The sequence below is a fragment of the Shewanella sp. H8 genome (assembly GCF_040285065.1).
Taxonomy (GTDB): Bacteria; Pseudomonadota; Gammaproteobacteria; order Enterobacterales; family Shewanellaceae; genus Shewanella; species Shewanella polaris.
The window spans coordinates 1939057-1963151 of the sequence record NZ_CP157213.1 but is presented as its reverse complement, the minus strand read 5'-3'; the positions used below and the strand labels follow the sequence as shown (position 1 = coordinate 1963151).

Here is a 24095-nt window from a genome sequence, read left to right as displayed (position 1 = left end):
GTCGATATTTAGTCGCACTTTCTCATATTTGGTCATATTTACACATTTAATGCAAAAAGCCATATCATTACCCATGATATGGCTTTTTGCTTCATTTTTACCCCAGTAAGAATTACCGAGCCAATCAATATTAGGTTTTAAAGTGTCCTACAAGTTCATTCAATTGACTGCCTGAGATTGCTAATGAAGAACTAATGGTTGCGGCTTTTTCTAGATCATCATTCAGTTCAAAGACAATCTCTTGAATATGAGTCAGATTTTTGGTGATATCCTCGGCCACGACACTTTGTTCTTCAGCTGCCGTTGCTGTTTGCATCCCCATATCATGAATTTCACCTACAACGTTTTGTATGTCAGATAATCGAGTTTGTATTATTGAAGAGTCATGAACCGCTTGCTCACCACGGTGTTGACTTGCAGACATGGTTGTCACGGCTTCTTTAACACCAATTTGTAAATTAGTTAGCATCTGATTAATTTCTTGAGTACTGGCTTGTGTTCGGCTTGCAAGAGTACGGACTTCATCGGCAACAACTGCAAAGCCTCTGCCTTGCTCGCCCGCTCTGGCGGCTTCAATCGCGGCATTCAGTGCCAAAAGATTTGTTTGTTCTGCAATACTACCAATGACGTCAGTAACACCGGTAATACGATCCGTTTGTTCACTTAATGATTTAATCGCATCAGAGGTCGTATTCACCTCTGACACAAGCTGATTAATACTATCAATCGCTTTTAGCACTTCTTGTTGAGCGCTACTTATCTCATTATTTGCAGAGCTAATGGCATCTGAGGTTGTATTGGTATTATTTGCCACTTCCCTTGCTGTCGCTGCCATCTCGGTAATCGCCGAGACGACTTTTTCTGTTTCTTGGCTGTGTATATGCATCGTTTTTACTGAGTTTTTGGTTTGTAAGTCGAGACTCTTTGCCGCTTGTTGTACTGAAACCGAACTATTTTTTACCTCTGTTATAATCGGTTGTAAGGTATCCATAAACTGGTTGAAAGCATCACCAAGTTCGGCAATTTCATCTTTACCTTGAGTTTGCAGGCGGCCAGTTAAATCACCATTACCATGTGCGATTTCATTGAGTTTATCGAGCATCGAACTTAATGGAATAAGAGAACGATTGACGACAAAAATAACGGTACTTGCAGTAATAACGAGTCCCAGAATGGCAATCATAATCGCAAAGCTTAAATCTTCAGTCAGTAAGGCTTGCCTCTTTTCAATATATATAGTGACTTGGTCATTAACGTCGTCGACATAGATACCCGTACCCAATACCCAATCCCATTTATCTAAGTATTCGGCATAGCCTAGTTTTGGTGCTTGCGCATTAATGGACGGTTTATTCCATGAGAAATCGAGGAATCCGTCGCCCTTGGTTGCAGCATCAATTAACCCTGCTATTACAGGCACACCATTTTCATCTTTTAGAGCATATAAATTTTTGCCTTCTAGTTCTGGCTTTACGGCGTGGAGAGTATTAACCCCTTTTGAATCATAAGCGAAAAAATAACCATCATCGGCAAAGCGCATATTTTTAAGAATTAGCTTGGCTTGCTCTTTATTATTACCGTTCACATCGGTGTCATAAAGAGCCTTTATGGCAGTTCGTCCCATGCGCAAATTGGCTTTGAGGAAGGTTTGATTTCTTGCCACCAACTCTTTTTTATAATCAATGGCTTGATTCTCAAGATCTGTAATTCCGTTTAAGTAAAAAGTGATTGTGACAAGTAAGGTAATAAGGATCAGTGGCAGCATTGTTAACAGAAGTAGCTTTCCACGACTTTTAAAGTCCATTTTTATTTCTCCAATATAAAGATCTACTTATCTATATAGGCTATATTCCTCAAAATTCCATGTTTTTTGTATTATTTTTAGTTCCTTATCGATTTCTAATCATTTTAATATTTATGATTCATATGCTGTTGTATATTTAAAAACATCTAATGACGCTTTGCTGAGACTAAAATAATTACAGAAATTCAATCGCTAATATGAGTAGAGTTAAATACCAACATTAGTCAGGCATTTTACCAATGAAAGGGATTTTTGATGGCTATAGAGTGATGTGTAAATACAGGATAAAAATCCTTGATGAGGTTAATGTAAAATAGTTACAAAACGACAATTATGCAAGGCTATGTTTATCTATGGGTATGAGTAATAATCTGCTTACCTCCAGCGTCCACTAGACCAAATAGAGAATAACAACCATATTCCACCAACCACAGCCCCCATAAATCCGAGTATGCCAAATAATGGCAAGCCAAATAACGTCGGACCTCCGTCAACGGTCATCACAATAGAAGAACCAATAATCATCGCCGCGACCACATTACCGACGGCCACTCTGCTAGCGGCACGATCAAGTTGATTGCCAAAGGTTTTTAAACGCGTGACATCAACATGTAACTGGAATCTGCCACTACGCGCGGAACGTAATAGTTGTTGTAAATCTTGCGGTAATCCGGTTATCAACTCAGTGGTGTCGACAATAGCTTGCCAACCTCTCTTCGCCATTGCATCTGGTGCATTTCGTTCTAACATTAGCTGGCGTAATAACGGCTTTGCTTCCGTCACCATATTAAAGTCAGGGTCTAACTGCAAAGCAACACCTTCGAGAGCTATCAATGCTTTAATCAATATAATGATATCCGGGGGTAAGCTAAGTCCATGTTCTCTAAGCAGTGACATCAACTCAGTAAGCATCATGCTCAAATGGAAGTTTTTTAACGACACACCATGATATTTATCAACAAACTCTTCTACTTCAAAAGTAAGACTTTCACAATTGAGCGGAGGATCGCCAGCCCACCCCAGCAATACATCAACAACACGAGGAGCATCAATCTCAACCATGCTATGTAAAAGTTGTACAACTTGATGTCGGCGATCCATAGACAATCGTCCAACCATACCAAAATCAATAAATGCGATGCGATTTTCAGGCAGATAAAAAATATTACCTTGATGAGGATCCGCATGATAAAAACCATCAATCAGAATCATTTTCAACGCAGCTTGACCGCCATACTTAGCTAACAGTTTTCTATCTAACCCAGCCTTCTCCACTGCTGCGATATTTCTTCCAGGGATGCCATCAATAAACTCTTGAACATTGACACGTTCACTGCACCACGACCAATATACTTTAGGAATAACAATATTTGGATCACCAATGAAATTTTTGCCCATCCTTTCAGCATTACGACACTCAGCTAATAAATCCAATTCACGCCGTAAAGAGTGGGTAAATTGACGTACCACCTCACGGGGTCTAAAACGTCGTAAAGCCGTTGACTCTGACTCCATTAGCTCAGCAATGCGGGCAAGTAAACGTAAATCTGCTTCCATTATCGGTCGGATCCCCGGTCTGCGAACCTTAATAATCACCTCAGTCCCATCTTGTAAGCGAGCTCGATGAACCTGTGCAATAGATGCGGCGGCAAAAGGTGTCGGATCAAATTCTGCAAAAGCTTCTTGCGGGCTGCATCCTAGATCTTGTTGAAGTTGTTTATTGATTAACTCAAATGGCACTGGGGGAGCTTGATTCTGTAATTTTTCAAATTCAGTCGTCCATTCAGGCGGAAACAGATCAGAGCGAGTGGCAAGAATTTGTCCTAGCTTAATAAAGGTAGGCCCCATCTCGGTCAATGCATGGCAAAATCTGACTGGAGATTCTAAATTGGTGATATCCGAAGTATGCTTCCAATTCAGCGCTTTACCTGCACCATTAAACATATTCGCCAAGCCAAGTCTACGCAAAACATCACCGAAACCATAGCGGATTAAGACCGAAGCAAGTTCATTCAGTCGGCCAATATCTCGTGCAGTACTTAAGGTCTCCAACAGCATGGCGCACCTATCTATTTATGTTTATTGTCTGAAGACTTGGACGCTAGCTTCTCATCCAACTTTTGTGCAATCGCGTCAAGAAAACCGGCTGCTGCGTAAGCAAGGTTGCTGGTTACTTTCGATGCAGAATCGACTCCGGCTGAAACGGTTTCGCTTAATCTCTCACTAAGTTGATAATTTAACAGTTTTGCAGTTTCTGTTGCTTTTTGACCAATTGCAGTGCCACTTAAGCGACCATGACGAACCAAATCATTGAGGGTTTCTGATACCGTCTCACTTGTCTCTTTAGCAACGTCTTTCAACGTATCTAAATACATGGTTTCAAGTTCACTTAGGTCATTAATGGCGTGCTGTAAATCTTGTTTACTGAATTTTTTTACGTGTGAGCTGGCTTCTTCAACGGCTAATTTGGATGCCTCTGCGGCAGAGCATAAGGCATCATCAAGACCCGCTACAGCATTTGCCAACTTGTCCTGACCTTCACGTCCATGAATACTAGCTCCTAAACCCGCGCCTTTCACCACGCTGCTGGTAACCTGAGTAATCTCATCAAGATCTAATTTACCATCGCTCAATGCTTTAAGGGTAATACGACGAACGTTTTCTCTAATATTAAGATCAGCCTCAACCGTTTCCTTAATAGCATCTTCAAGATGTTGACGATTACTTTTTGTATCATTTGTCACTGTATCCATTACGATTCTCCTATACAAAGTCAAACGGCTCGGCAAATCACTATATAAACGTTAATATTGTCGTTGTTGTTCTTACTTTCTAAGTGTTAGTGAATGCTAGGTTTAGGTTATAGCCCTTGCTCTTGATATTGACTAACAGCTTGCATGGCTTCAATGCCGTACATCAAAGAGGGACCACCACCCATAAGTATCGCTACACCCACGGTTTCGGCTACTTCCTCTTTACTGGCTCCAGCGTGCAAAGCGTCATGTACATGAAAGGTAATACACCCTTCACATCTAACCGTTATCGCAATACCAAGGGCAATGAGTTCTTTGGTTTTACTGTCTAATGCTCCGGGAGCAATAGATGCCTTATGTAATTCAGAAAATCCTTTCATGGTCTGAGGAATAGCCACCCCGAGTTTATCCATCCAGGTACTGAGTTCTTTATAGCGTTCGGGATAATTTGTCATAGGTTTGCCTCATGTTGTGTTGGCAGTGAATTAATCAGCTAGCTAACCGTTAAATAAAATAACGCTCACCTAATAAATCTAAGTCAAATATTTCAATGAAACCTTGACGTACCTCAATGATGTAGTGAATAGCGGACAACAAACACACACTTAATTAGTACCACTTAATAGAATTTTTATCGATGAGTAGTCCTATGCTTGAATTTTCTCCTAGAAATATATGTCCGACTATTTATGCTCTATGAAGACAATTTCATGCCATAAAAACGGTAGTAACCCACTAGATTGCTGCAGATAAATAATGATTCCATCATCACTGCCATTGGCGAACCAGCGAGCACATGATTAACCAACCATAAACTAATTCCCACCATCATGATTTGTCTGAGTCTTTGATCACTTTTAGAAAATGAAGCAATAGTTTGCAACGAACCACCAGCAAAACTGAACAAACTGGTTAATCCACCAAAAGTGACTACTGTTAACACTAAATTAGCCGCAAGAAACAAAAACATCAGATGTTTAGAGTAACTAAATATTGTTACGATATAACGAATTGCAGCAAGCAACATAAGTGCAGATGCAGTCCATTGGGCTAACAATGCAAAATGAATGCTGGTGAGCAATACCGAAACCGATAAACAAGTAACAATCATGCGCTTTTGTTTAAATTGAAATGACATCAGGTCAAAGCAAATGGCAATTACAATTAGCAACTGCGATATCATAAATACAGACATAGAAACCTATTAAGAAACCCATTTCGAGTTCAAACTTACTGACGACAACATAGTGAAAACACAACTAAAACATACAGATAAAATGTCAGATTGTAATAGTATTCAAAGATTAAATCGTGAGTAACACCACAATTTAGTATTAAAAAGTTCAGGAGAGAAATTGATTATAGGGTTTCATTAGCAATTGAGCTAGGCTGGTAAAACTCGCATTTATCTAAAAATAAAAAGCCAATCATTTTAATTATGCGCGTCAATGCACGACCTTCCCCCATAGCTTAATCATTCCACACAAAAGGCTTTACTGACGGCAGATAAACAACATCGGTAATATTGTGAGACATCTAAAAAAGTATCGTTTAGCTAAGTATTGCTAACTTCACATACCATTGAGAGCAGATGATGATAAACGAAATAAATGCTTAAATATCAGCTCGATTTGACACAAACCATAAAAATTCACTTCATTATTAGATTTAATATTCGATAGACTGTTATCATTAATGATAACAGTCTATTTTTTAATATTTGATGCAACGCATTCATCTACAAGAGTACATAATGAAGTTAAAAATACTAGCAGGGATAGCATTACTCAGCAGCTTTTCTACTCAAGCAGCATGGTGGATAGAACCCACGGACTTAGCTCTTCGCGCCGACATTCAACTTTTAGCCGATACTGGCATTATTCTACAACCTGTAACCACATTCCCCTTAATGTGGTCTGGTGTTAAATCTGATCTTGATAATGCAGCCAAAAGCCCAATGACAGCGTATCAACAAAATGCTTTTGATAGAGTCATGCAAGCCTACAATACAGATCATCAAGCAATGAATCTTAGTGCACGTTTGACTGGTGCCAGCGATCAAGCTCGCTTCATTGGCTACGGTAATGATTATCGCGATAAAGCTGAAGTTGAGTTTGCCGCAGAAGTCACTCAAGACTGGTTTAGTGGCCGTTTAGCCGTTAGCTATCATTATGATGCTATAGATGGCAATGAATCACGCCTTGATAATAGTTTTGCCGCGGTAAAACTCGGAAACTGGATCGTCACGGGTGGTGCTGTTCAAAAGTATTGGGGCCCAGGCTGGGATACAGGATTAATACAAACCACAAATGCCCGTCCGATCCCCGGCATTACGCTAACTAGAAACAATAGCAACGCATTTGAAACACCTTGGCTTAATTGGATTGGCCCATGGACCTTTACCACCAGCTTTAGTCAAATGGAGAGCGGCCGTTATGTACCCGACGCTAAGCATTGGGGCGCTCGTGGTACGTTGAAACCAATATCTAAGCTAGAAGTCGGTTTTTCTTGGACGATGCAATGGGGCGGTGAAGGTTATGGTAATAGCTTATCAGATTGGTGGGATGGATTAGCCAATGGCGGTGTTGTTGAGTCTGATGAAGTTAATGGTCAAGAAAACTTGCTCGCAGGGTATGATTTCAGGTGGTCGGACACTGCATGGGGCGTGCCATACGGAATTTATTATGAACGTATCCATGAAGATTATAATCATGGAACAAAACGCCTAATTAACGCCTCTAATCTGGGCGGCGTTGATGTGTATATTGAAGACATGAACACGCGTTTTTTTGCTGAATATTCTGATACAGCCGCATCATGTGGTTTAAGTTCAGATGTTTACAACTGTATGTATGAGCATGGATTTTACCAAGATGGCTATCGTTATTACGACAAAAGCATAGGCAGTACCTATGATAATGACTCTAGAGTTGTGGTTATAGGCGGTATTACTCATCTTGAACATGACCAAAACGTAACCACTAAATTCCGCTACGCAAAACTTAACTTTGATGGTGTTGATACAGGTAGCCCAACAGGCGGTAATCCTGTATCGCCAGGTCGATATGAATGCCTATATCAATTAGATACTAGCTATCATCGCCCATTTTACCAAGGAAAGTTAACTTTAGGCGGCACGGTTAGTTACAGTGAATATCCTGAAATTGATACTAGTAGCGATTGGGAAACCACGGTTTACGCCGGTTGGGAGCGAGATTTCTAAGCAAACTTAATGCAAATAATATTAGTGCCTAAAAAAACCATCGTTTGATGGTTTTTTTATTAATTTATTCGCCCCGCCTAAGGATAAATTGCACAGCTACAATGATGAACCTATGACCTATTTGACAGGTACCTCATTTTATCAAAGACCCCGATTGCAATGTGGTTGAATTTATAAAATATAAAGGTTTAAATCAGCTATGACAAAATCGATTTAATACGACTTAACTAACCAAAGGCAATAAAATGAAAATTTTAGCATTCGCAGCAAGCAGCAGTCGTCAATCAATTAACAAGAAACTGGCTCAATACGCTGCTAATCAAGCAGCAAAATTGGTTGAAGGCGCTGAAGTCGAAATGTTAGATATCAATGATTATGAAATACCGTTATTCAGTGAAGATAGAGAAAAAGAGTTAGGTAAACCTGCACTTGCTCAAGCCTTTTTCGACAAAATTGGCAGTGCTGATGCCATCATTATCTCATTTGCAGAGCACAACGGTTCTTATACGGCTGCTTATAAAAACTTGTTTGATTGGACCTCACGAATTGATCAAAAAGTGTTTCAAGGAAAACCAACATTATTGCTATCAACGTCTCCAGGACCCGGTGGTGCGGGGAGCGTTTTAGCCGCCGCGACAGGTTCTGCACCTTTCTTTGCAGCTGAAGTAAAAGGGTCAATGTCAGTACCGAATTTTTATCAGAATTTTAATGCTGAAACAGGTGAATTAACCGATCCTGAACTGTCAGCTGAACTCACCCAAGCGGTCAATCAGTTGCTAAGTTAACAGTGAGTTGACTGTAAACAGTTAACCGTTAACGCTGTATTATTGCCGCAGCGTTATCGGTTAACGGTCATTTTTTCTGATCATTTATTCCAATTCAGAAGGTTGCAAATGTCATGTTAATTCTTGGGTCTTTAGTTTGGTAAGTAGCACAGCGCAACCGTTCTATGCTACATATTAATCTTCACATTTCACACAAAGGCATAAAAAGATCGTTTATTAATTACCCCCCTTTATCAGTTTCAAATTAGAAATCCACACGGCACAGAAATCGATGTTATTTGATCAGTGAATGATGAAGTTTATTACCTAAAACACCCCCTGAAAGTAAAAATACCAAGTAAATCCAGCCGGATAATGAAAGATTAGCAATGGGTGTGAATAAGGCGCCAACATTACAACCGTTGGCAAAACGAGTACCGAAGCCCATCAGTAACCCTCCTAAAGCAAAAAGGGCAAATTGTTTTGCAGAATGATTGATTTTAAATGAGAATGAAAATTTACCCATCAGCAGAACAGCAATTAATGTCCCCACCATAATGGCAAAATTCTGCACTGAAATACTATGCTCGAAAAACGGAGTAGTAAACATACCGGCAGGTCGATAAGTAAAGTCAGCAATATCATTTGCACCCATGCCAAAAACCATTAACACTTTACCAAACCAGATGCCGAAGGGTGTTGATGCCCCCCACCCTGCACCCGTTGAGACCATCATAATACCGAAGATCAAAGATATCACCAGCGCCGCTGTTTTCATTTCCCATAGATTACCAATCCATCTATGATAGGTTTCAACACTAAATAAAGTAAAATGCTGCTGAGTATGTTTTTGGGGTATTTCTTGACGTGCAGTTTCACCGACAACACCCAAGAATGTCCCTTTCGCATGACGGTAATTTTGATATTTTTTAGCGAAAAAAACCACGATCAAAGCAAAAGCGATGCTCACTAGAATTGAAATAAAATAGCCGTTCAAAGGCCCCCAGGTAAATAGATCCGGCAGGAATACCCCTTTCCCAGCAAAACTACTGGAAGAGAATGACGTGGTTGTTATCCATGTTTGTGTCGCCTGCAATGGAAAACCAAAAAACACCCCAGCACCAAAAAAAAATAATGTCGTCAATGCACGCGGAATATCGCTCACCAATTCAACCATCACCCCCGTCGCACAGCAGCTTGAAAGACTCATTCCGGCACCAAACATGACGCCCCCCAGCACTAAGCCCAGGTTTATAGGGTTTACCCATAAATTATAGCTGCCGGGATTGGCATTCAGGAGTAAACCCGCATTAATAATGGCGGTAATAACAAACATAAACATTAATGTCTGCAACAATTGCGTTGAACCGCGGCGATACGCACGGTTAACACTGCCGGCAAAACCTATAGACCCCTTTGTTAAGGCAAAACCAAGGCTTAAACCGAACAATAAACGCAAAAAGAGCGATGAACTGTCAAGGAGCACTGCCCCTAAAAGGAGAGAAGATATGGCGATAATAATGCCAAATGAAGCTTGTTTTTTATCCATGGTGCTAATCCAGAAGAAATGAAAAGTAGGCATTCATACACTGCGCATTTTTGAGTTGGTATGAAATGAACCGTGGATTATTCTCTTGCAGTGGTTATAAGTCCAACCCTTCTTTATAACTTATTGGTCTATATTCATCGGTATATTTATATTGAATAATAAACCGACTGCAAAAAATCAATAATGATTGATTGTGGTTAGTACAATTTTGTTAATAAAAAAGCGTAACCTTACGGGCTTAGTGAAACATGAGGAGCTTCTACTGAATAATCAGATTGTGTCTTAACAATGCCATATATGGCATATTATCAGTCACATTGATCAATTAACTTTATTTGCAAATAGACGTTAGAAGCCTCTTTTAGAGAGAAATTCTATAGCCTCACCGCCCAAATCAGGTGTAACTTAAAATTGCCCCTCATAATTTTACTAAGCTAACGATTGTCTATTTTGGTCTGGCCATCTTTAAGTAGCATTTAGGAAGCATAAATAAAGCGTAGATTACTGCCTGTTATTTGACCAACTATTGTGGGTAGCCATACTAATCTGTTCTGAAGCAGTTGTATTTTACCTGCTAGGTAATGACAAAGCCCGTAACTTCCTGATCTGGTCAAGTTAACACTATTACAAATTTATTGTCTCTTTTGCTTCTTTCTTGTTTCTAATCAAAGTCTCTATTGTCTTGCTGAATAAACTATGACGCAATTTGACGGTGAATCTTTCTATAAGCTCTTATCACCACAAAGCGGTCGTATTGTTTTATCCATACTAATTCAGTCAAGAGGACGCTTCATGAACATCGATTTATCCACTCAAATTGCAGGAATACCGCTAGAAAGTTATTTGATGAATGCCTCTGGCCCTAAATGTACCACTTGGGATGAACTGCAAACCATTGCTCAATCAGCTTCAGCAGCAGTGGTAACAAAATCTTGCACTATTAAACCTCGCGAAGGAAACCCTGAACCTAGATATAAAGATTTACCTTTAGGTTCTATCCAATCAATGGGGTTACCTAACTTAGGTTACAAAGCCTATTTAGAAATGATTCCACAATTAAAAGCGCTAGGTAAACCTGTCATCGTCAGCGTTTCAGGTTTCAGTGTTGAAGACAATATTGAAATGGTCAGTGCTTTTCAAAATAGTGATGTTGATTTAATTGAAGTTAACTTCTCTTGCCCTAACATCCCGGGTAAAGCACAGGTCGCCTATGATTTTGAGCAAACTGATAAAGCCCTTGCTGCCATTACAGCACTAGGCAATAAACCGATTGGGATTAAATTAGCCCCTTATTTTGATATGTCACACTTTATTGCAGTGGCCAATATCATTAAAAAATATCCAGTTAAATTCATTACCTGCATAAACTCTATTGGTAATACTTTAGTGATTGACCCGTATACAGAACAACCGATTATCAAACCTAAGGGTGGTTTTGGTGGCTTATGTGGCGATTACATTAAACCTATCGGTTTGGCCAATGTCCGTGCCTTTCGTGAATTACTCGATGATGATGTGCAAATCATTGGTGTTGGCGGCATTAAAACCGGTATTGATGCATTTGAATATTTATTAGCGGGTGCAGATGCTGTGCAAATAGCCACCTGTTTTGAAAAAGAAGGCGAAAGCTGTTTTGAGCGAATTGAAACTGAGCTTGCTGAGTTTATGCAATCTAAAAACTACTTCAAAATTGCCGATGCTAAGGGCAAACTAAAACCACTATAACCACCCACTTTAGCAAATCAATTTACATCCAATAGCCAGTTCATTTGTTCTGGCTATTTTTATGGCCAATAGCAATTGCGAAAAGCTAATACCAATAACTAAAGTTAGTAAATATAGCCAATAACTATCGCCAACATCCCCCATTGCTTAGAACCGAAAACAAAATCACCCAATTTTTGAAAAATAACATAACTCGCTTTCATGGCTTTGGCGAGGGTTAAGATTGATGTGATTAACTCATCGGCTTTTATCGATACGACTATAGCGTAACGCTAAATAACTGGTTTATCTCTCATTTGAAGAATTCGGCACAGCAGAGAACCTTTTTAATATTCCAGTATAAGAATAATTGTCATTTAATTGGGGATGATGACTTAGGCACACAACCAGCGCTGGCAGTTCGATGCACCTTGTCATCGCTTTCGCTCTAGATGTTCGCAATATTCCGTTAATGCAGGTAAAGCCCCTACTGCACCTTTGAATAATGACCCAAACTCGGTAGTGATTTTTAGCCAGTTGTCGGCTGGAATATCTTGGCTAGTTGAGCTAATTGCACCGCGTTTATCTTCTCGAATAATTCGCCCGGTATCTTCCACCAGCACAATATAGTCTTTAACGTTGAACATCAGTCCATTAGGCATATCCTGACGCTCATTACCAACAAAAGGCAATAACGCTGCTGGTTGCTCACCTTTTATCGCTGAGGTTAGTCGCCGTTGAATACTGGTGTAGTCTGAGGTTTCTGGGGTGGCTGCCATCTTGGCGCGAATAGGGTTTAAATCGACATAAGCCAAACAACTCAGAACAGCGGCTTCGTCAAGTAACGCTTGGGATTTAAACCGTCCTTCCCAAAATCTGCCTGTGCACTTATCTTCTTTATTGACCATTACACTATCTTTCAGCCAATAAACGGTCATATCTTCCAATAAGTTTTTTATTGTATCTTGCGGAGGGATAGCTTGCTTGTAACAAAGAGGAACCTAGGGTTTAAATCCCTATCTTTCACCAAATGAAAAAGCCTCATCATTTCTGATGAGGCTTTTTCATTGAATGTGGCGGAGGGATAGCTTGCTTGTAACAAAGAGGAACCCTTGGGTTCAAAGTCCTATCTTTCGCTCAAACAAAAAGGCCTTATCTTTCGATAAGGCCTTTTTGTTTGAATGTGGCGGAGGGATAGGGATTTGAACCCAAGAAACCAGCCACAAAATAAAACTAAAATTCATTGTAATCAATAACTAATCGAAAAATCACATCTCAGATTGTGAACATTCGTAGTCGATATATGACATTTAAATATTTATTGGTTAGATTGTCAAGAAAGTCATAGTCTCTTGTTATGCAGATTCTTCGTCAAAGTACATATCCCAAGATATACTCAGATTTAACGCAACAAGCCTACTCATTAAATCTACTTTCATCGACGGACCTCCTTGACCATTAGAATCCCAAAAACAAAATATATCTGTTGAACAATTTAATTGATCGAAATTATTCATAACCTCCGATTTACCCTGAAGCTTATTAATAATTATCTCAAGGTGTTCCACATTATCGGTTGAGTTGGATAAATTTTTAGTGGAATAAGCCCAAGAGTTTAATTCACGTTCGTGTTTATATTTTGAATCGGGATTAATCGATTTAACCTTTGTAGGATTAAAACCAATTAGTTCTGTAATTTGTTCAGGCGACACCTCTGAAGAAAAAATTCTTAATGTCGCATACGTTAATGTACATGCCATAGTTTGAGTTTATCTTATCTGTATAACGTTTTAGTATTTATGCGTTGCGCTGTTTGCAAGGCATAAATCGCTTGTTGGACTTGGCCGATGCCTAGTCCATATTAATTGGCATGCTTCATGCTATAGGAATTTGCTTTTTTTGATGCTGGCTATGGGATACAGAGCAGTTTTAGTCTGTTGATATTGAGTAGCAGGTAAGTTTTTCATTGAAATTCCTTTTCATCATATTTTTCTATCTTACATCTTTAAGCCTAACGGTTTCAATGAGGATTATGTACTCAATTGAAGCCTCATTGGGCTCCGCGCAGCGGCTTAGTTCAACAGCTTATTGAAGGGCTTGCGCTGTAAAGCCAGTCCCTTAACTTATTGATTAATAACATCCTACATTTGCTATCTTATTGAAGTAAAGCAATTAATTGTGCCTAACAGACAAAAACAAACCGAGCTTGCGCGTAAAGTAGAGTTTGTGGTCACCGCCAGAAAAATTAAAAGCATTAATATCAGACGATTACGATTTTTCTATTTTCAATACGATACAACTAAAGAACGACTTTTATTCGTTTTTTAGCGTAAATCGATGGAACACCATTATAACTGTACATAAAAACAGTGCGTACCACATAAAAGTGTACATATTGATTTTATCTTTCACGCTTTTGATTTCTTCACATGCGCAGCATGTGGCTGTTGGGGTTAAGGGGTTTCCCCTTGCCCGAGCAACTATCCGACCTTTTGGGAACCAAAAGTGGGATAGTTGCGCACCGGGTTACGTACTAGCCCCACTTATTTAGTGGGCAGCTTTGGCTTCGCACTCACTGAGTGCGAAGCGATTTAAATTGCATTATTTACGTGAAAAGTTACGTGAAATTAACGCGAAAAAGGTGAAAATTCGATTTCTCAGCAAGATTTACTATCGATTTACGCCCGTAGGATTTGATAAGTTCGTCTGAGAAATGATGTCGCGGGTACGTTTCATCATTTCTCAGGCTGGTTATTGGTTCTGTGAGAGCAAATTTGGCGTATAAAGTCACTCAGGATTGACTGACTACTGTCATTTGCTCCATCCTACGGTGACCCATTAAGTCAAAAAAACGCTCATACAAATCAGTTTCCTCAATCCTACGGGCGAAAATTAGCACCAAAAGTGTAGAAACATACCGCTAGTGACCGACTAAGCGGTATGTCGTGCCTAATACCGCATCGACAAGTGTTCCCCTTGACCCCTTTTCAATCAAACGCTTTATATGGGTTGTAACAAATTCAACGCGTACTCAACTTTATCTACCATTGGCTTGAGTGTTTTGACATCATATTGCTTACCGTATCGCCCATAGGTGATGTTGTGATAAGCGTGTCCAACAAGCTGTGCCACCATCGATTCTTCAATTTGTAGTTGTTTAAGCTCATCAATAAAGGTGTGACGGAATGAATAGGCTCTAGGTCGTTTACCTGCAATAAAGTGTAGTTGGTCGAGTAATTTGCCAAATTCACGGCAAAACTTATGTGACCAAACACCATCGCTACTGGGTTGATAATGAAATAACGGACAGCTTGTTAACTGGCCGCTTTTTAACGGACTATTTTTTATGTGATAGCTTTTTGATGTTCGGTCAGTAATGGTGTGAACGAAATCTATAAAACCGAGTTCTATCAATTTTTGATGCAGCGGAACGGTTCGTTTTGACTGTGCGGTCTTGAGTTGTTGGCTCATGCCATCATTGGTGACGTGAATGACGTTGATACCATCGATGACGGTTATATCATTGCTGTGTAGTTGACAGGCTTCAGAAGGTCGTAAACCGTGATACAGCATCAATAGCGTTATCCATTTAAAGTCTTGGCTTTTGTCGATAAAGTCTTGTGATTGCAGTACGTGTTTTAATTGCTCAGGCTGCCAACGCTGACGCGCTAAATCATGCCCTGCTTGGTTGCTTGGCTTGGACAGTTTCACTTCATCAAATGGGTTAGCGCTGGTGTAACGCATCAGTTTGCACCATTTAAAGAACTGCGACACCGCCGCCAGGTAGTCTTTATTGCTTTTGTGGGTTCGGCCTTCTTCAAGTAAACAATCCTTGTATTCCATCGCCTCAGCGCTCGTTATGTCGAATACATCATCTAGATGGGTTCGCTCAATAAAGTGGCCTATACGTTGATTTAGCTGCTTTACCGTTAACACTGAGACAGACTGCTTTTGTTTAGACGCAATAAATTTAATTAGTGCATCCGTCAATGTGATGTTAGCGACTGAATTTGTTTGCTTTTTACTATCCGAACAATTTGAAAAAGCCAAGTTTGTTGATGAGGGATAATTGTCATATGTCGCACTCTTATGGGCTAATTGCGTTGGCCGAGTGGGCATAAACTGGGTAATTTCCCGCACTGGCTTGGCGTTATCATCAAGCGTATCTGATACCCCAACAAAGCCTACACGGGCATCATTAATCAATTGATTAACGTGTGCTTTAAATACATCTGGCTGTGATTGTGGCGTTAAGCTACTGATTAATGGTCGTAAGATACCCGCAACCACAAGGTTACGTCCAATAGCGATTGAGCGCTGTTTAGTGAGTAAGGATACTTTGATGTCGGCAGCGAAGCCTTTATCACGTAGAGAAGCAGGCAACACCATGCGGGTGTAATAGGTACAATTTGTGGCTCAGCTTTTATCTACAAATGCGGGTACATATGTCTCAGTCATCCGTTTTGGGTCTGAGAATATGATTTTTCAAATGCTAGAAAGCAAAAAAGCCATTGATTATCAATGGCTTTTTTGCTTTAGAATGTGGCGGAGGGATAGGGATTTGAACCCTAGAACGGGATAAACCGTTGCCGGTTTTCAAGACCGGTGCATTCGACCACTCTGCCATCCCTCCGAGCGGGCGAATAATATGCCAATGACTGTTTTGTGTAAAGGGTAAAATGCAAATATTTTGTTAAGTGGTGATTAAACACGCAAGTTAACGGCGATTGCGGTATCGAGGTACTGTATTCCTTATGGTTAAGCATCCACAACTTGCGAAGCGCTAAAACGAGTTCGATGATAGTCGAATATAGCTAATCAACTTAAGGTGAGCATTTTTACCATTAAAAATGCTATTAAAGCGCCGATAATGGTGACTTTGCTTGATTTGATTAGGCTTAATGTTTACCTTTACAGCAAGTAATTTTGCCAATGCCAAGGATAGCGAGATGCTTTCAGAACAAGCATTCGAAATGATAGATATTGTTGCCCGTGTGGGCAGTTTTACCGCCGCAGCCAATAAGTTGAATAAAGTGCCCTCTGCGGTGAGTTATGCCATTAAACAAATTGAAGATGATTTAGGGGTAATACTGTTTGAGCGCCACCATCGTAGTGTCAGTTTAACTCCTGCGGGTGAACATTTTGTCGCGCAGTCGCGCGAGATCATGACCAAACTAAATAACATTAAACGAGATACTCAAAAAGTTGCCAATGGCTGGCGTCCTTCGCTGTCAATTGCAATTGACAACATGGTTCGTGCTGACAAAATTAGTGGCTTAATTGCTGATTTTTATCGCCATTTTACCGATATCGAATTGATAATACGCTTAGAAGTGTATAACGGTGTGTGGGAAGCATTGTCCACAGGCAAGAGCGATATCGCCATAGGGGCAACCTCAAGCATTCCAGTGGGTGGCACCTTTAAGTCGCGTGATATGGGGATGATCCAGTGGTCATTTTTAGTCGGTAAAAATCACCCGTTAGCCAAAGCAGAACATGCGTTAACAGATGAAGAGTTATTACAATATCCGTCAATATGCTTGCAAGATACTGCTCATAATATTGCCCATAGACCAAATTGGTTGTTGAATAATCAACGCAGAATTGTGGTACCCGATTGGATCAGAGCGATAAATTGTTTCAGAGAAGGCTTAGGTGTGGGCTATATGCCATATCATTTGGCTGATATTTTTATTAAAGCCGGTGCGCTGATAGAAAAACAGCTCGCCACACCAAAGCAAGACACCGCCTGCTGTTTGGCATGGAATAATGCCAATATGACCCCAGCTATGCAGTGGGTGATTGATCACCTAGGCGATACCGAAAAATTAAAAAAAGAATGGCTTAGTTAATTTAACAACTTAAATATGTTTTTGTTAATAACATTACTTATACAAGCGTTTATGTTAAATTAGCGACTATTAAGATGATGTTTGTTATGAATTAATTTTTGTTTAATGTACATTGCTTACCCTATAAAAAAGGATTTAGCTTCAGAGTGAAAAATATTTTTTCTCGTTGAGCAAATCATTGAGTTAACACCTGGAGACGATAATGAATCAACAATCTGTAATATCACCCAGTCTATCGACGACCGAAGTCAATAAACTGTTAAAAAACACTTACATGCTTCTTGCGATGACATTGGCTTTTTCTGCTGTAACCGCGGGTTTAGCTATGGCTATCAACCTTGGGCCGATGATGTCTTTAGGCTTATCGCTAGGTAGCTTAGTGTTATTATTTGTCACCCTAAAAAAAGCCGACAGTGCTGCAGCTATATTTTGGGTATTTGCTTTTACAGGCATGCAAGGCGCGTCGCTCGGTTATATTCTTAACCATTATGCTGGTATGGCAAATGGTCCTGGCTTAATTATGCAGGCGTTAGGCTTAACTTCTATCATTTTCGTGTCGCTTTCAGCGTATGCGCTAACCACTAAGAAAGACTTCTCATTTATGGGCGGCTTCTTATTTGCGGGTTTATTAGTAATGATCGGTGCTATGGTCATCAATATATTCGTTGGTAGCTCAATATTATTTATGGCAATGAATGCCGGTATTGCATTGTTAATGACTGGCTTTATTCTATATGACACCAGTCGTATCGTGAATGGCGGCGAAACAAACTACGTTCGTGCGACGATTTCATTGTACTTAGACTTTTTAAACTTGTTCATAAGCCTGTTACATTTAATGGGTATTGGCAGCGACGATTAATCGTCGATAGAGTTCATCGGTAAATTACGTTAAAATGACCCTACATTAGGGTCATTTTTTTTATAATGAGCAAATTCATCATTCAAGTAAACGGCAGCGTTTATGGCTCTACAGCCAGTTTTCGCGCGTTATCATTTTGCCAAAGCGCATTAGCTAATGGCCATCAAATTATCAACGTCTTTTTCTATCAAGATGGCGTAACCAACAGTAACGCCCTCACCTGTCCTGCATCTGACGAAATTGATATGCATTCCAATTGGCGATCATTGTCATCACAACATTCAATACCACTAACCAATTGTGTGTCAGCGGCTCTGCGGCGCGGCATATTGTCTGCACCAGATGCGGTTGAGAATGGTAAACCACAATGGAATAGCAGCGAAACGTTTACAATGGGCGGTTTAGGTGAATTAGTGGTTGGTATTGAACAAGCAGATAGATTGATTAGCTTTTAAGGTATGAGTGGAATAGACGATGAAATCACTGGTGATTATTTTTAGGCATGCCCCTTTTGGCGCCACAAGTACACGTGAAGGGTTAGATTTTGCCATGCTTAGCGCAAGCTTCGAGCAACAAGTGAGTCTGGTATTTACCAATGAAGCTGTATTACATTTACTGGCAGGGCAAACGCCCGAACAGGCTGGGTCTAAAGATTATGTGTCGGCGTTTAAAGCGTTATCTCTTTATGATATTGATACCGTTTTAGTGTGTGCAGTATCTATGACCACATTAGGGCTACAACCCGATGATCTTAGTATTCCCGCTACAGTGGTCACACCAGAGGTGATAACCCAAACCTTGCAAGCGGCCGATGAGGTGTTAGTATTTTGATATTACATCATATCCAAACGTCTGCAATGACCGACGACGCCTTAACTACGTGCCTACGGTATATGCACCCTACAGACAGTGTTTTATTGTCTAGCGATGCGGTGAATTGTTTATTACAAACCCAGTGGCAACAAGCTTTAACAGACGTAAAGCTGTTTGTGTTACAAGATGATGTTGTAGCAAGAGGCTTAGTTGATCGCTTGATGATTATCTTTGCCAATAACACAACCAGCAGTTTTGATATTATTGATTATTCACAATTTGTTGAGCAATCTTTGTTACACGATAAGGTGATCACTTGGTAAAATTTTTTGAATTTAATGGCCAGAAAATTGAAACTGATCATCAAGGTTATTTAAAGAATGTATCAGACTGGCAAGAGTCAATGGCCGTTGTTATTGCAGCAACGGAGAATATTGAGTTAACCGAACAACACTGGGAAGTTATCCGTTTTGTGCGTGATTTTTATCTTGAGTACAAAACTAGCCCAGCCATTCGAGTATTGGTTAAAGCTATTGGTCAACGTTTAGGGGCAGATAAAGGTAATTCTAAATATTTGTATACCTTGTTTCCAATTGGACCTGCTAAGCAAGCGACCAAAATTGCCGGTTTACCTAAACCAGCAAAATGCTTATAACGCAGAAAACTTACAAAAAATCCCGCTTAAGGTACCTTAAGCGGGATTTTTTATGACTTATCAAATTTAATAACCCATTTGGGGTTATTTGGGAAAAATATTTTCTAGTACTATAAATGCTGCTTGAGCTAATTCAATAATTACCAATGAGAGAAAGAAAAAGATAACTAATGAATAGAGAAGCCTACGATTATCACGCCGACTTGAAGCCATGACTGGTTGTACCAATCCTTATAAATAAGTGATCGACTTAGAGTGTCACACCATTTTCAATACAATGTAGAATTAATATGCATGATGCGCTCTAGCATGCTTGGTTGCAACACCTATTTACGCCTTACAATATTAATAAATTACCATCAACACATCTGACTTTTACCACAAAGTGTTAAAAAGCTAGCCGCAACCAATATGGAATACGACTAGCAAAAATGCAATTTGCAAATAATACTATTAGCCAATCACACTTAACCCGCCCATGTATGGACGTAAAACGCTTGGTACTGTAATGGTGCCATCTTGATTTTGATAATTTTCAAGTACAGCCACTAATGTACGGCCGACCGCTAAACCAGAACCATTTAAGGTGTGCAATAAAGCAGGCTTGTTATCGATTTTACTGCGATATCTAGCTTGCATTCTACGCGCTTGGAAATCTTTCATGTTTGAACAAGATGAAATTTCACGGTAAGTATTTTGCGCCGGTAACCATACTTCAATATCAAAGGTTTTGCTTGAGCCAAAGCCCATATCACCAGTACATAACACCATAGTGCGGTATGGTAAATCTAACAACTGCAATACTCTTTCTGCATTGGCAGTAATGTCGTCTAGGGCTTGCATTGAATTATCTGGGTGAGCAATTTGTACTAATTCTACTTTGTCAAATTGATGCTGGCGGATCAAACCACGGGTATCACGACCATAAGAGCCCGCTTCACTTCTAAAACATGACGTTAAGGCTGTCATTTTCATTGGCAGTTCGCTTTCATCCACTATCATGTCGCGCACGTAGTTAGTTAACGGCACTTCAGCGGTTGGAATAAGTGAAAGACCTTGGCCTTCTTCTGTAGCAGGTTTAGTGTGGAATAAGTCTTCACCAAACTTAGGTAATTGCCCTGTGCCCAACAAGCTTTCTTCATTAACCAATAACGGCACATAGCATTCAGTATAACCATGTTCAGTGGTGTGCAGGTCTAACATAAACTGGCCAATGGCACGATTTAAACGGGCAATTTGCCCCCGCATAACAATAAAGCGTGAACCGGTAATTTTTACCGCGCTTTTAAAATCTAATCCGCCTAACGCTTCACCAAGATCGAGATGATCTTTGACTTCAAAATCGAATTCCTTAGGTGTGCCCCAACGACGTACTTCAACATTGTCATTTTCATCTGCACCAATGGGTACTGATTCATCTGGCAAATTTGGCATGCTCATCGCTAAGCTTTGAATTTGTTGTAACAACTCTGCCAGCTCAGCTTTTTTAGCATCTAGCTGTGCACCTAAATCACCCACTTGCGCCATAATCGAACTAGTATCTTCGCCGCGTGCTTTAGCTTGACCAATCGACTTCGATATCGCATTACGCGACGCTTGTAAGTCTTCTGTAGCAACCTGAAGCGATTTACGCTTTTCTTCAAGCTTGGTCAAATTATCGACATCAAGAATAAAGCCACGAGTGGCTAAACGCTCAGCGGTGATTTCAAGTTCATTACGCAAAAATTTTGGATCTAGCATGTTGTTAATTCTTTTAAGTTAAACGCGAGAAAGTATAAGTTGTTGACCTAAATACACCATAAAGAGACATAAGGTGACATTCAACAACACATTTAAAATAGCTTTAAACCATAAGCCTTCTTGCAATAGCAATAAGGTTTCATTTGAGAAAGTCGAAAACGTGGTTAACGCGCCTAATAGGCCTATGCCGACAAGCGATTTTATTTCAGGGCTAACATGACTCAGCTGCCCTAATGTATAAACGGCGCCCATTAAAAACGATCCCAATAGATTGACTAACAGTGTACCAAAAGGAAAACTGCTTCCAAATAGCTGGATCATAAAAATTGACAAAAGATAGCGTAAAACTGCACCAATTGAGCCTCCTAATGCAACGAGCAACACATTAATCATAGCGTTTGTCCTCACTTTGCTGATCAAGCAGGCTCAATTGTGCCATTTTGTCTTGAATGCGTTTCTCAAAACCTCTATTAGTGGGCTGATAAAATTGGCTATGTTGTAATGACTCAGGGAAGTAATTTTCACCTGCGGCATAAGCAGCCGGCTCATTATGTGCATATCGATATTCTTTACCAAAACCGATTTCTTTCATCAATTTGGTTGGCGCATTACGCAGATGATTAGGAACGGGTTCGTGTCCCGTTTGTTTGGCTAACTCTCTAGCTTGGTTAAATGCGCTATAAACGGCATTACTTTTGGGCGCACTGGCCATGTATAAAACAGCTTGTGCAATAGCACGTTCACCTTCGGCAGGGCCTATGCGGTGATAACAATCCCACGCGTTTAATGCAACCGTCATGGCAACGGGATCGGCATTACCAATGTCTTCTGAGGCTATAGCCAGTAATCGACGTGCAACATACAAAGCATCGCCACCACCTTCTAAAATTCGGCAATACCAGTACAAAGCGGCATCGGGTGCTGAGCCCCGTACTGACTTATGCACGGCTGAAATTAAATCGTAAAATTGATCACCATTTTTATCGTAACCCGCAGCTTGATGTCCAGCGACTTGAGTGAGCATTTCGGTGGTAAATTCGCCGCCATCGCTGACTAAATCACTCATGAGTTCCAGCAAGTTAAGCGCTTTACGAGCATCGCCATCGCTAATATCTGCAAGCTGCTTAGTGACATCGGCAGGTAGTGTTAACTGGCGTTTGCCTAAACCGCGTTCAACATCGGTTAATGCTTGAGTGACAATTAAACTAATTTCGTCTGAGGTTAAGCGATTAATAAGGTAAACACGCGCCCGAGATAATAAGGCGTTATTGATTTCAAATGAGGGGTTTTCGGTGGTTGCACCAATAAAAATAACCGTACCATCTTCAATAAAGGGTAGAAAAGCATCTTGCTGGCTTTTATTAAAACGGTGGACTTCGTCAACAAATAATAAGGTACGTTGACCACGACTTTGAGCGATAGCTTTTGCTTGTTCTATTGCTGCACGAATGTCTTTTACACCCGATGTGACCGCGGATATACGTTCAACATGGGCGTTGGCATAATGAGCAATTAATTCTGCTAAAGTTGTTTTTCCTGTCCCTGGCGGCCCCCACAGCAACATTGAATGTGCGCGGTTAGCTTCCAGAGCTTTACGCAGTGGCTGACCTTCACCCAACAAATGTGCCTGACCGATATATTCGCTAATGTCTCTTGGGCGCATGCGAGCAGCCAAGGGGCGAAAGTCTGGGGCAAAATCAAAACCTAAATTAGCCATCAAACAACCTAGTTAGTTTGCTTTAAACGTTGATCGTCTATATCAACGTTATCAGGCACGGCAAACTTAAAGATATCGGCTTCGTTATCTTTTACTAAGCGCTGCTGAGTTAATGTAAATTGGCTCAAGTTTCCTTGTTCATCAGTTAAGTTAAATTTAACTAATTGATCCGCGTCGAAACACACACTTACCGCAACCACATTGCTATTGAGCTTTTTAGGTTGGATATCAAAACAATGTAATGTGCCTTTAACGTCTTGCTTGATAACTGAGTATTTAGCCCATGTCGCTTCATCTCGATGAACCAATAAAGCCATTGGTGATGCATCGACCGCTTGGGCCACATCCATCACAGTGACTTCTTCGGCAAAGGGATTAAAAATCCACAAATTAGCACCGTCAGCCACAATCAATGACTCATCTGGCTGAGTTAAATGCCAGTAAAATTGATTAGGATACGCAAGCGCAAATACACCGCTTCCGATTTGAATGGGCTTATTGTTTATGTCTGTCACTTGCTGGGCAAATGTCGCATGTAAGCTATCAATCTTTGATAACTTGGCGCGTAATTCGGTTGCGTCATCAGCCGTAGCGGCAAAACAACTTAAACTTGTGGTCAATAATAGACTTAATACCGCAAAACGTTTGTTCATCATTAC

At 40.3% G+C, this 24095-nt stretch carries 21 protein-coding genes, 1 tRNA gene and 1 pseudogene; 9 read left to right on the top strand and 14 right to left on the bottom strand.

Annotated features, from left to right (window positions below; all coding sequences use genetic code 11):
- Positions 1 to 130 precede the first annotated feature (130 nt).
- From ABIS04_RS08580 to ABIS04_RS08560, 5 genes are all read right to left on the bottom strand, one after another.
- Positions 131 to 1804: a methyl-accepting chemotaxis protein gene (locus ABIS04_RS08580; protein ID WP_350433180.1), complete on the bottom strand. Its 1674-nt coding sequence runs from the start codon at positions 1802 to 1804 to the stop codon at positions 131 to 133.
- 375 nt (positions 1805 to 2179) lie between these two features.
- Positions 2180 to 3862, bottom strand: coding sequence for an AarF/UbiB family protein (locus tag ABIS04_RS08575; protein ID WP_350433179.1), 1683 nt, complete (start codon positions 3860 to 3862; stop codon positions 2180 to 2182).
- Between the two features lie 11 nt (positions 3863 to 3873).
- Positions 3874 to 4557, bottom strand: coding sequence for a DUF6781 family protein (locus tag ABIS04_RS08570; RefSeq protein ID WP_350433178.1), 684 nt, complete (start codon positions 4555 to 4557; stop codon positions 3874 to 3876).
- A gap of 107 nt (positions 4558 to 4664) precedes the next feature.
- Complete coding sequence (locus tag ABIS04_RS08565; protein WP_350433177.1) at positions 4665 to 5012, bottom strand: carboxymuconolactone decarboxylase family protein; 348 nt, start codon at positions 5010 to 5012, stop codon at positions 4665 to 4667.
- Between the two features lie 239 nt (positions 5013 to 5251).
- A complete protein-coding gene (locus ABIS04_RS08560) occupies positions 5252 to 5752 on the bottom strand; it encodes a YgjV family protein (RefSeq protein ID WP_350433176.1) in 501 nt (166 codons plus the stop codon).
- A gap of 558 nt (positions 5753 to 6310) precedes the next feature.
- On the opposite strand from ABIS04_RS08560, the gene ABIS04_RS08555 reads away from it, so the two are divergent.
- Positions 6311 to 7780, top strand: a complete 1470-nt coding sequence (locus tag ABIS04_RS08555; protein WP_350433175.1) for a capsule assembly Wzi family protein — start codon at positions 6311 to 6313, stop codon at positions 7778 to 7780.
- Between the two features lie 245 nt (positions 7781 to 8025).
- Positions 8026 to 8565: an NAD(P)H-dependent oxidoreductase gene (locus ABIS04_RS08550; protein ID WP_350433174.1), complete on the top strand. Its 540-nt coding sequence runs from the start codon at positions 8026 to 8028 to the stop codon at positions 8563 to 8565.
- A gap of 274 nt (positions 8566 to 8839) precedes the next feature.
- Here the strand turns inward: ABIS04_RS08550 and ABIS04_RS08545 are convergent, their stop codons facing one another.
- On the bottom strand, positions 8840 to 10093 hold the full coding sequence (locus ABIS04_RS08545; protein ID WP_350433173.1) for a YeeE/YedE family protein: 1254 nt from the start codon (positions 10091 to 10093) through the stop codon (positions 8840 to 8842).
- A 792-nt stretch (positions 10094 to 10885) separates the two neighbouring features.
- On the opposite strand from ABIS04_RS08545, the gene ABIS04_RS08540 reads away from it, so the two are divergent.
- A complete protein-coding gene (locus ABIS04_RS08540) occupies positions 10886 to 11818 on the top strand; it encodes a dihydroorotate oxidase (protein ID WP_350433172.1) in 933 nt (310 codons plus the stop codon).
- A gap of 413 nt (positions 11819 to 12231) precedes the next feature.
- Here the strand turns inward: ABIS04_RS08540 and ABIS04_RS08535 are convergent.
- The 4 genes and pseudogenes from ABIS04_RS08535 to ABIS04_RS08520 all read right to left on the bottom strand — a co-directional run.
- Positions 12232 to 12699: pseudogene (locus tag ABIS04_RS08535) on the bottom strand (transposase); the annotation flags it as partial.
- A 453-nt stretch (positions 12700 to 13152) separates the two neighbouring features.
- Entirely contained in the window at positions 13153 to 13557 is a 405-nt protein-coding gene (locus ABIS04_RS08530) for a DUF4279 domain-containing protein (RefSeq protein ID WP_350433171.1), read from the bottom strand.
- A gap of 1240 nt (positions 13558 to 14797) precedes the next feature.
- Positions 14798 to 16180, bottom strand: a complete 1383-nt coding sequence (locus ABIS04_RS08525; protein ID WP_350433170.1) for a site-specific integrase — start codon at positions 16178 to 16180, stop codon at positions 14798 to 14800.
- Positions 16181 to 16340: 160 nt separating this feature from the next.
- Positions 16341 to 16430 (bottom strand) — tRNA-Ser (locus ABIS04_RS08520).
- Positions 16431 to 16746: 316 nt separating this feature from the next.
- Between ABIS04_RS08520 and punR the strand changes: the two genes are divergently transcribed.
- The 6 genes from punR (at position 16747) to ABIS04_RS08490 (ending at position 19979) form a co-directional block, all read left to right on the top strand.
- Positions 16747 to 17649, top strand: coding sequence for a DNA-binding transcriptional activator PunR (gene punR / locus ABIS04_RS08515; protein WP_140234059.1), 903 nt, complete (start codon positions 16747 to 16749; stop codon positions 17647 to 17649).
- A gap of 202 nt (positions 17650 to 17851) precedes the next feature.
- On the top strand, positions 17852 to 18511 hold the full coding sequence (locus ABIS04_RS08510; protein WP_350433169.1) for a Bax inhibitor-1/YccA family protein: 660 nt from the start codon (positions 17852 to 17854) through the stop codon (positions 18509 to 18511).
- A gap of 65 nt (positions 18512 to 18576) precedes the next feature.
- A complete protein-coding gene (gene tusD / locus ABIS04_RS08505; RefSeq protein ID WP_140234057.1) occupies positions 18577 to 18966 on the top strand; it encodes a sulfurtransferase complex subunit TusD in 390 nt (129 codons plus the stop codon).
- 19 nt (positions 18967 to 18985) lie between these two features.
- On the top strand, positions 18986 to 19342 hold the full coding sequence (gene tusC / locus ABIS04_RS08500) for a sulfurtransferase complex subunit TusC (RefSeq protein ID WP_350433168.1): 357 nt from the start codon (positions 18986 to 18988) through the stop codon (positions 19340 to 19342).
- Positions 19339 to 19647: a sulfurtransferase complex subunit TusB gene (gene tusB, locus ABIS04_RS08495; protein ID WP_350433167.1), complete on the top strand. Its 309-nt coding sequence runs from the start codon at positions 19339 to 19341 to the stop codon at positions 19645 to 19647. The genes tusC and tusB overlap by 4 nt, the downstream gene beginning before the upstream one ends.
- Entirely contained in the window at positions 19641 to 19979 is a 339-nt protein-coding gene (locus ABIS04_RS08490) for a TusE/DsrC/DsvC family sulfur relay protein (RefSeq protein ID WP_350433166.1), read from the top strand. The genes tusB and ABIS04_RS08490 overlap by 7 nt, the downstream gene beginning before the upstream one ends.
- 453 nt (positions 19980 to 20432) lie before the next feature.
- On the opposite strand, the gene serS is transcribed toward ABIS04_RS08490, so the two are convergent.
- From serS to lolA, 4 genes are read right to left on the bottom strand one after another with little or no spacing between them, the layout of a single operon-like run.
- A complete protein-coding gene (gene serS / locus ABIS04_RS08485) occupies positions 20433 to 21719 on the bottom strand; it encodes a serine--tRNA ligase (RefSeq protein WP_350433165.1) in 1287 nt (428 codons plus the stop codon).
- An 18-nt stretch (positions 21720 to 21737) separates the two neighbouring features.
- Positions 21738 to 22112 carry a fluoride efflux transporter CrcB gene (gene crcB, locus ABIS04_RS08480; protein ID WP_137220902.1) on the bottom strand — a complete coding sequence of 125 codons (375 nt, stop codon included), beginning with the start codon at positions 22110 to 22112 and terminating at the stop codon, positions 21738 to 21740.
- A complete protein-coding gene (locus ABIS04_RS08475) occupies positions 22105 to 23436 on the bottom strand; it encodes a replication-associated recombination protein A (protein WP_350433164.1) in 1332 nt (443 codons plus the stop codon). The genes crcB and ABIS04_RS08475 overlap by 8 nt, the downstream gene beginning before the upstream one ends.
- Before the next feature lie 8 nt (positions 23437 to 23444).
- The gene (lolA, locus tag ABIS04_RS08470; protein WP_350433412.1) at positions 23445 to 24089 is read right to left on the bottom strand and encodes an outer membrane lipoprotein chaperone LolA; all 645 of its coding nucleotides are present in this window, start codon (positions 24087 to 24089) and stop codon (positions 23445 to 23447) included.
- Positions 24090 to 24095 lie beyond the last annotated feature (6 nt).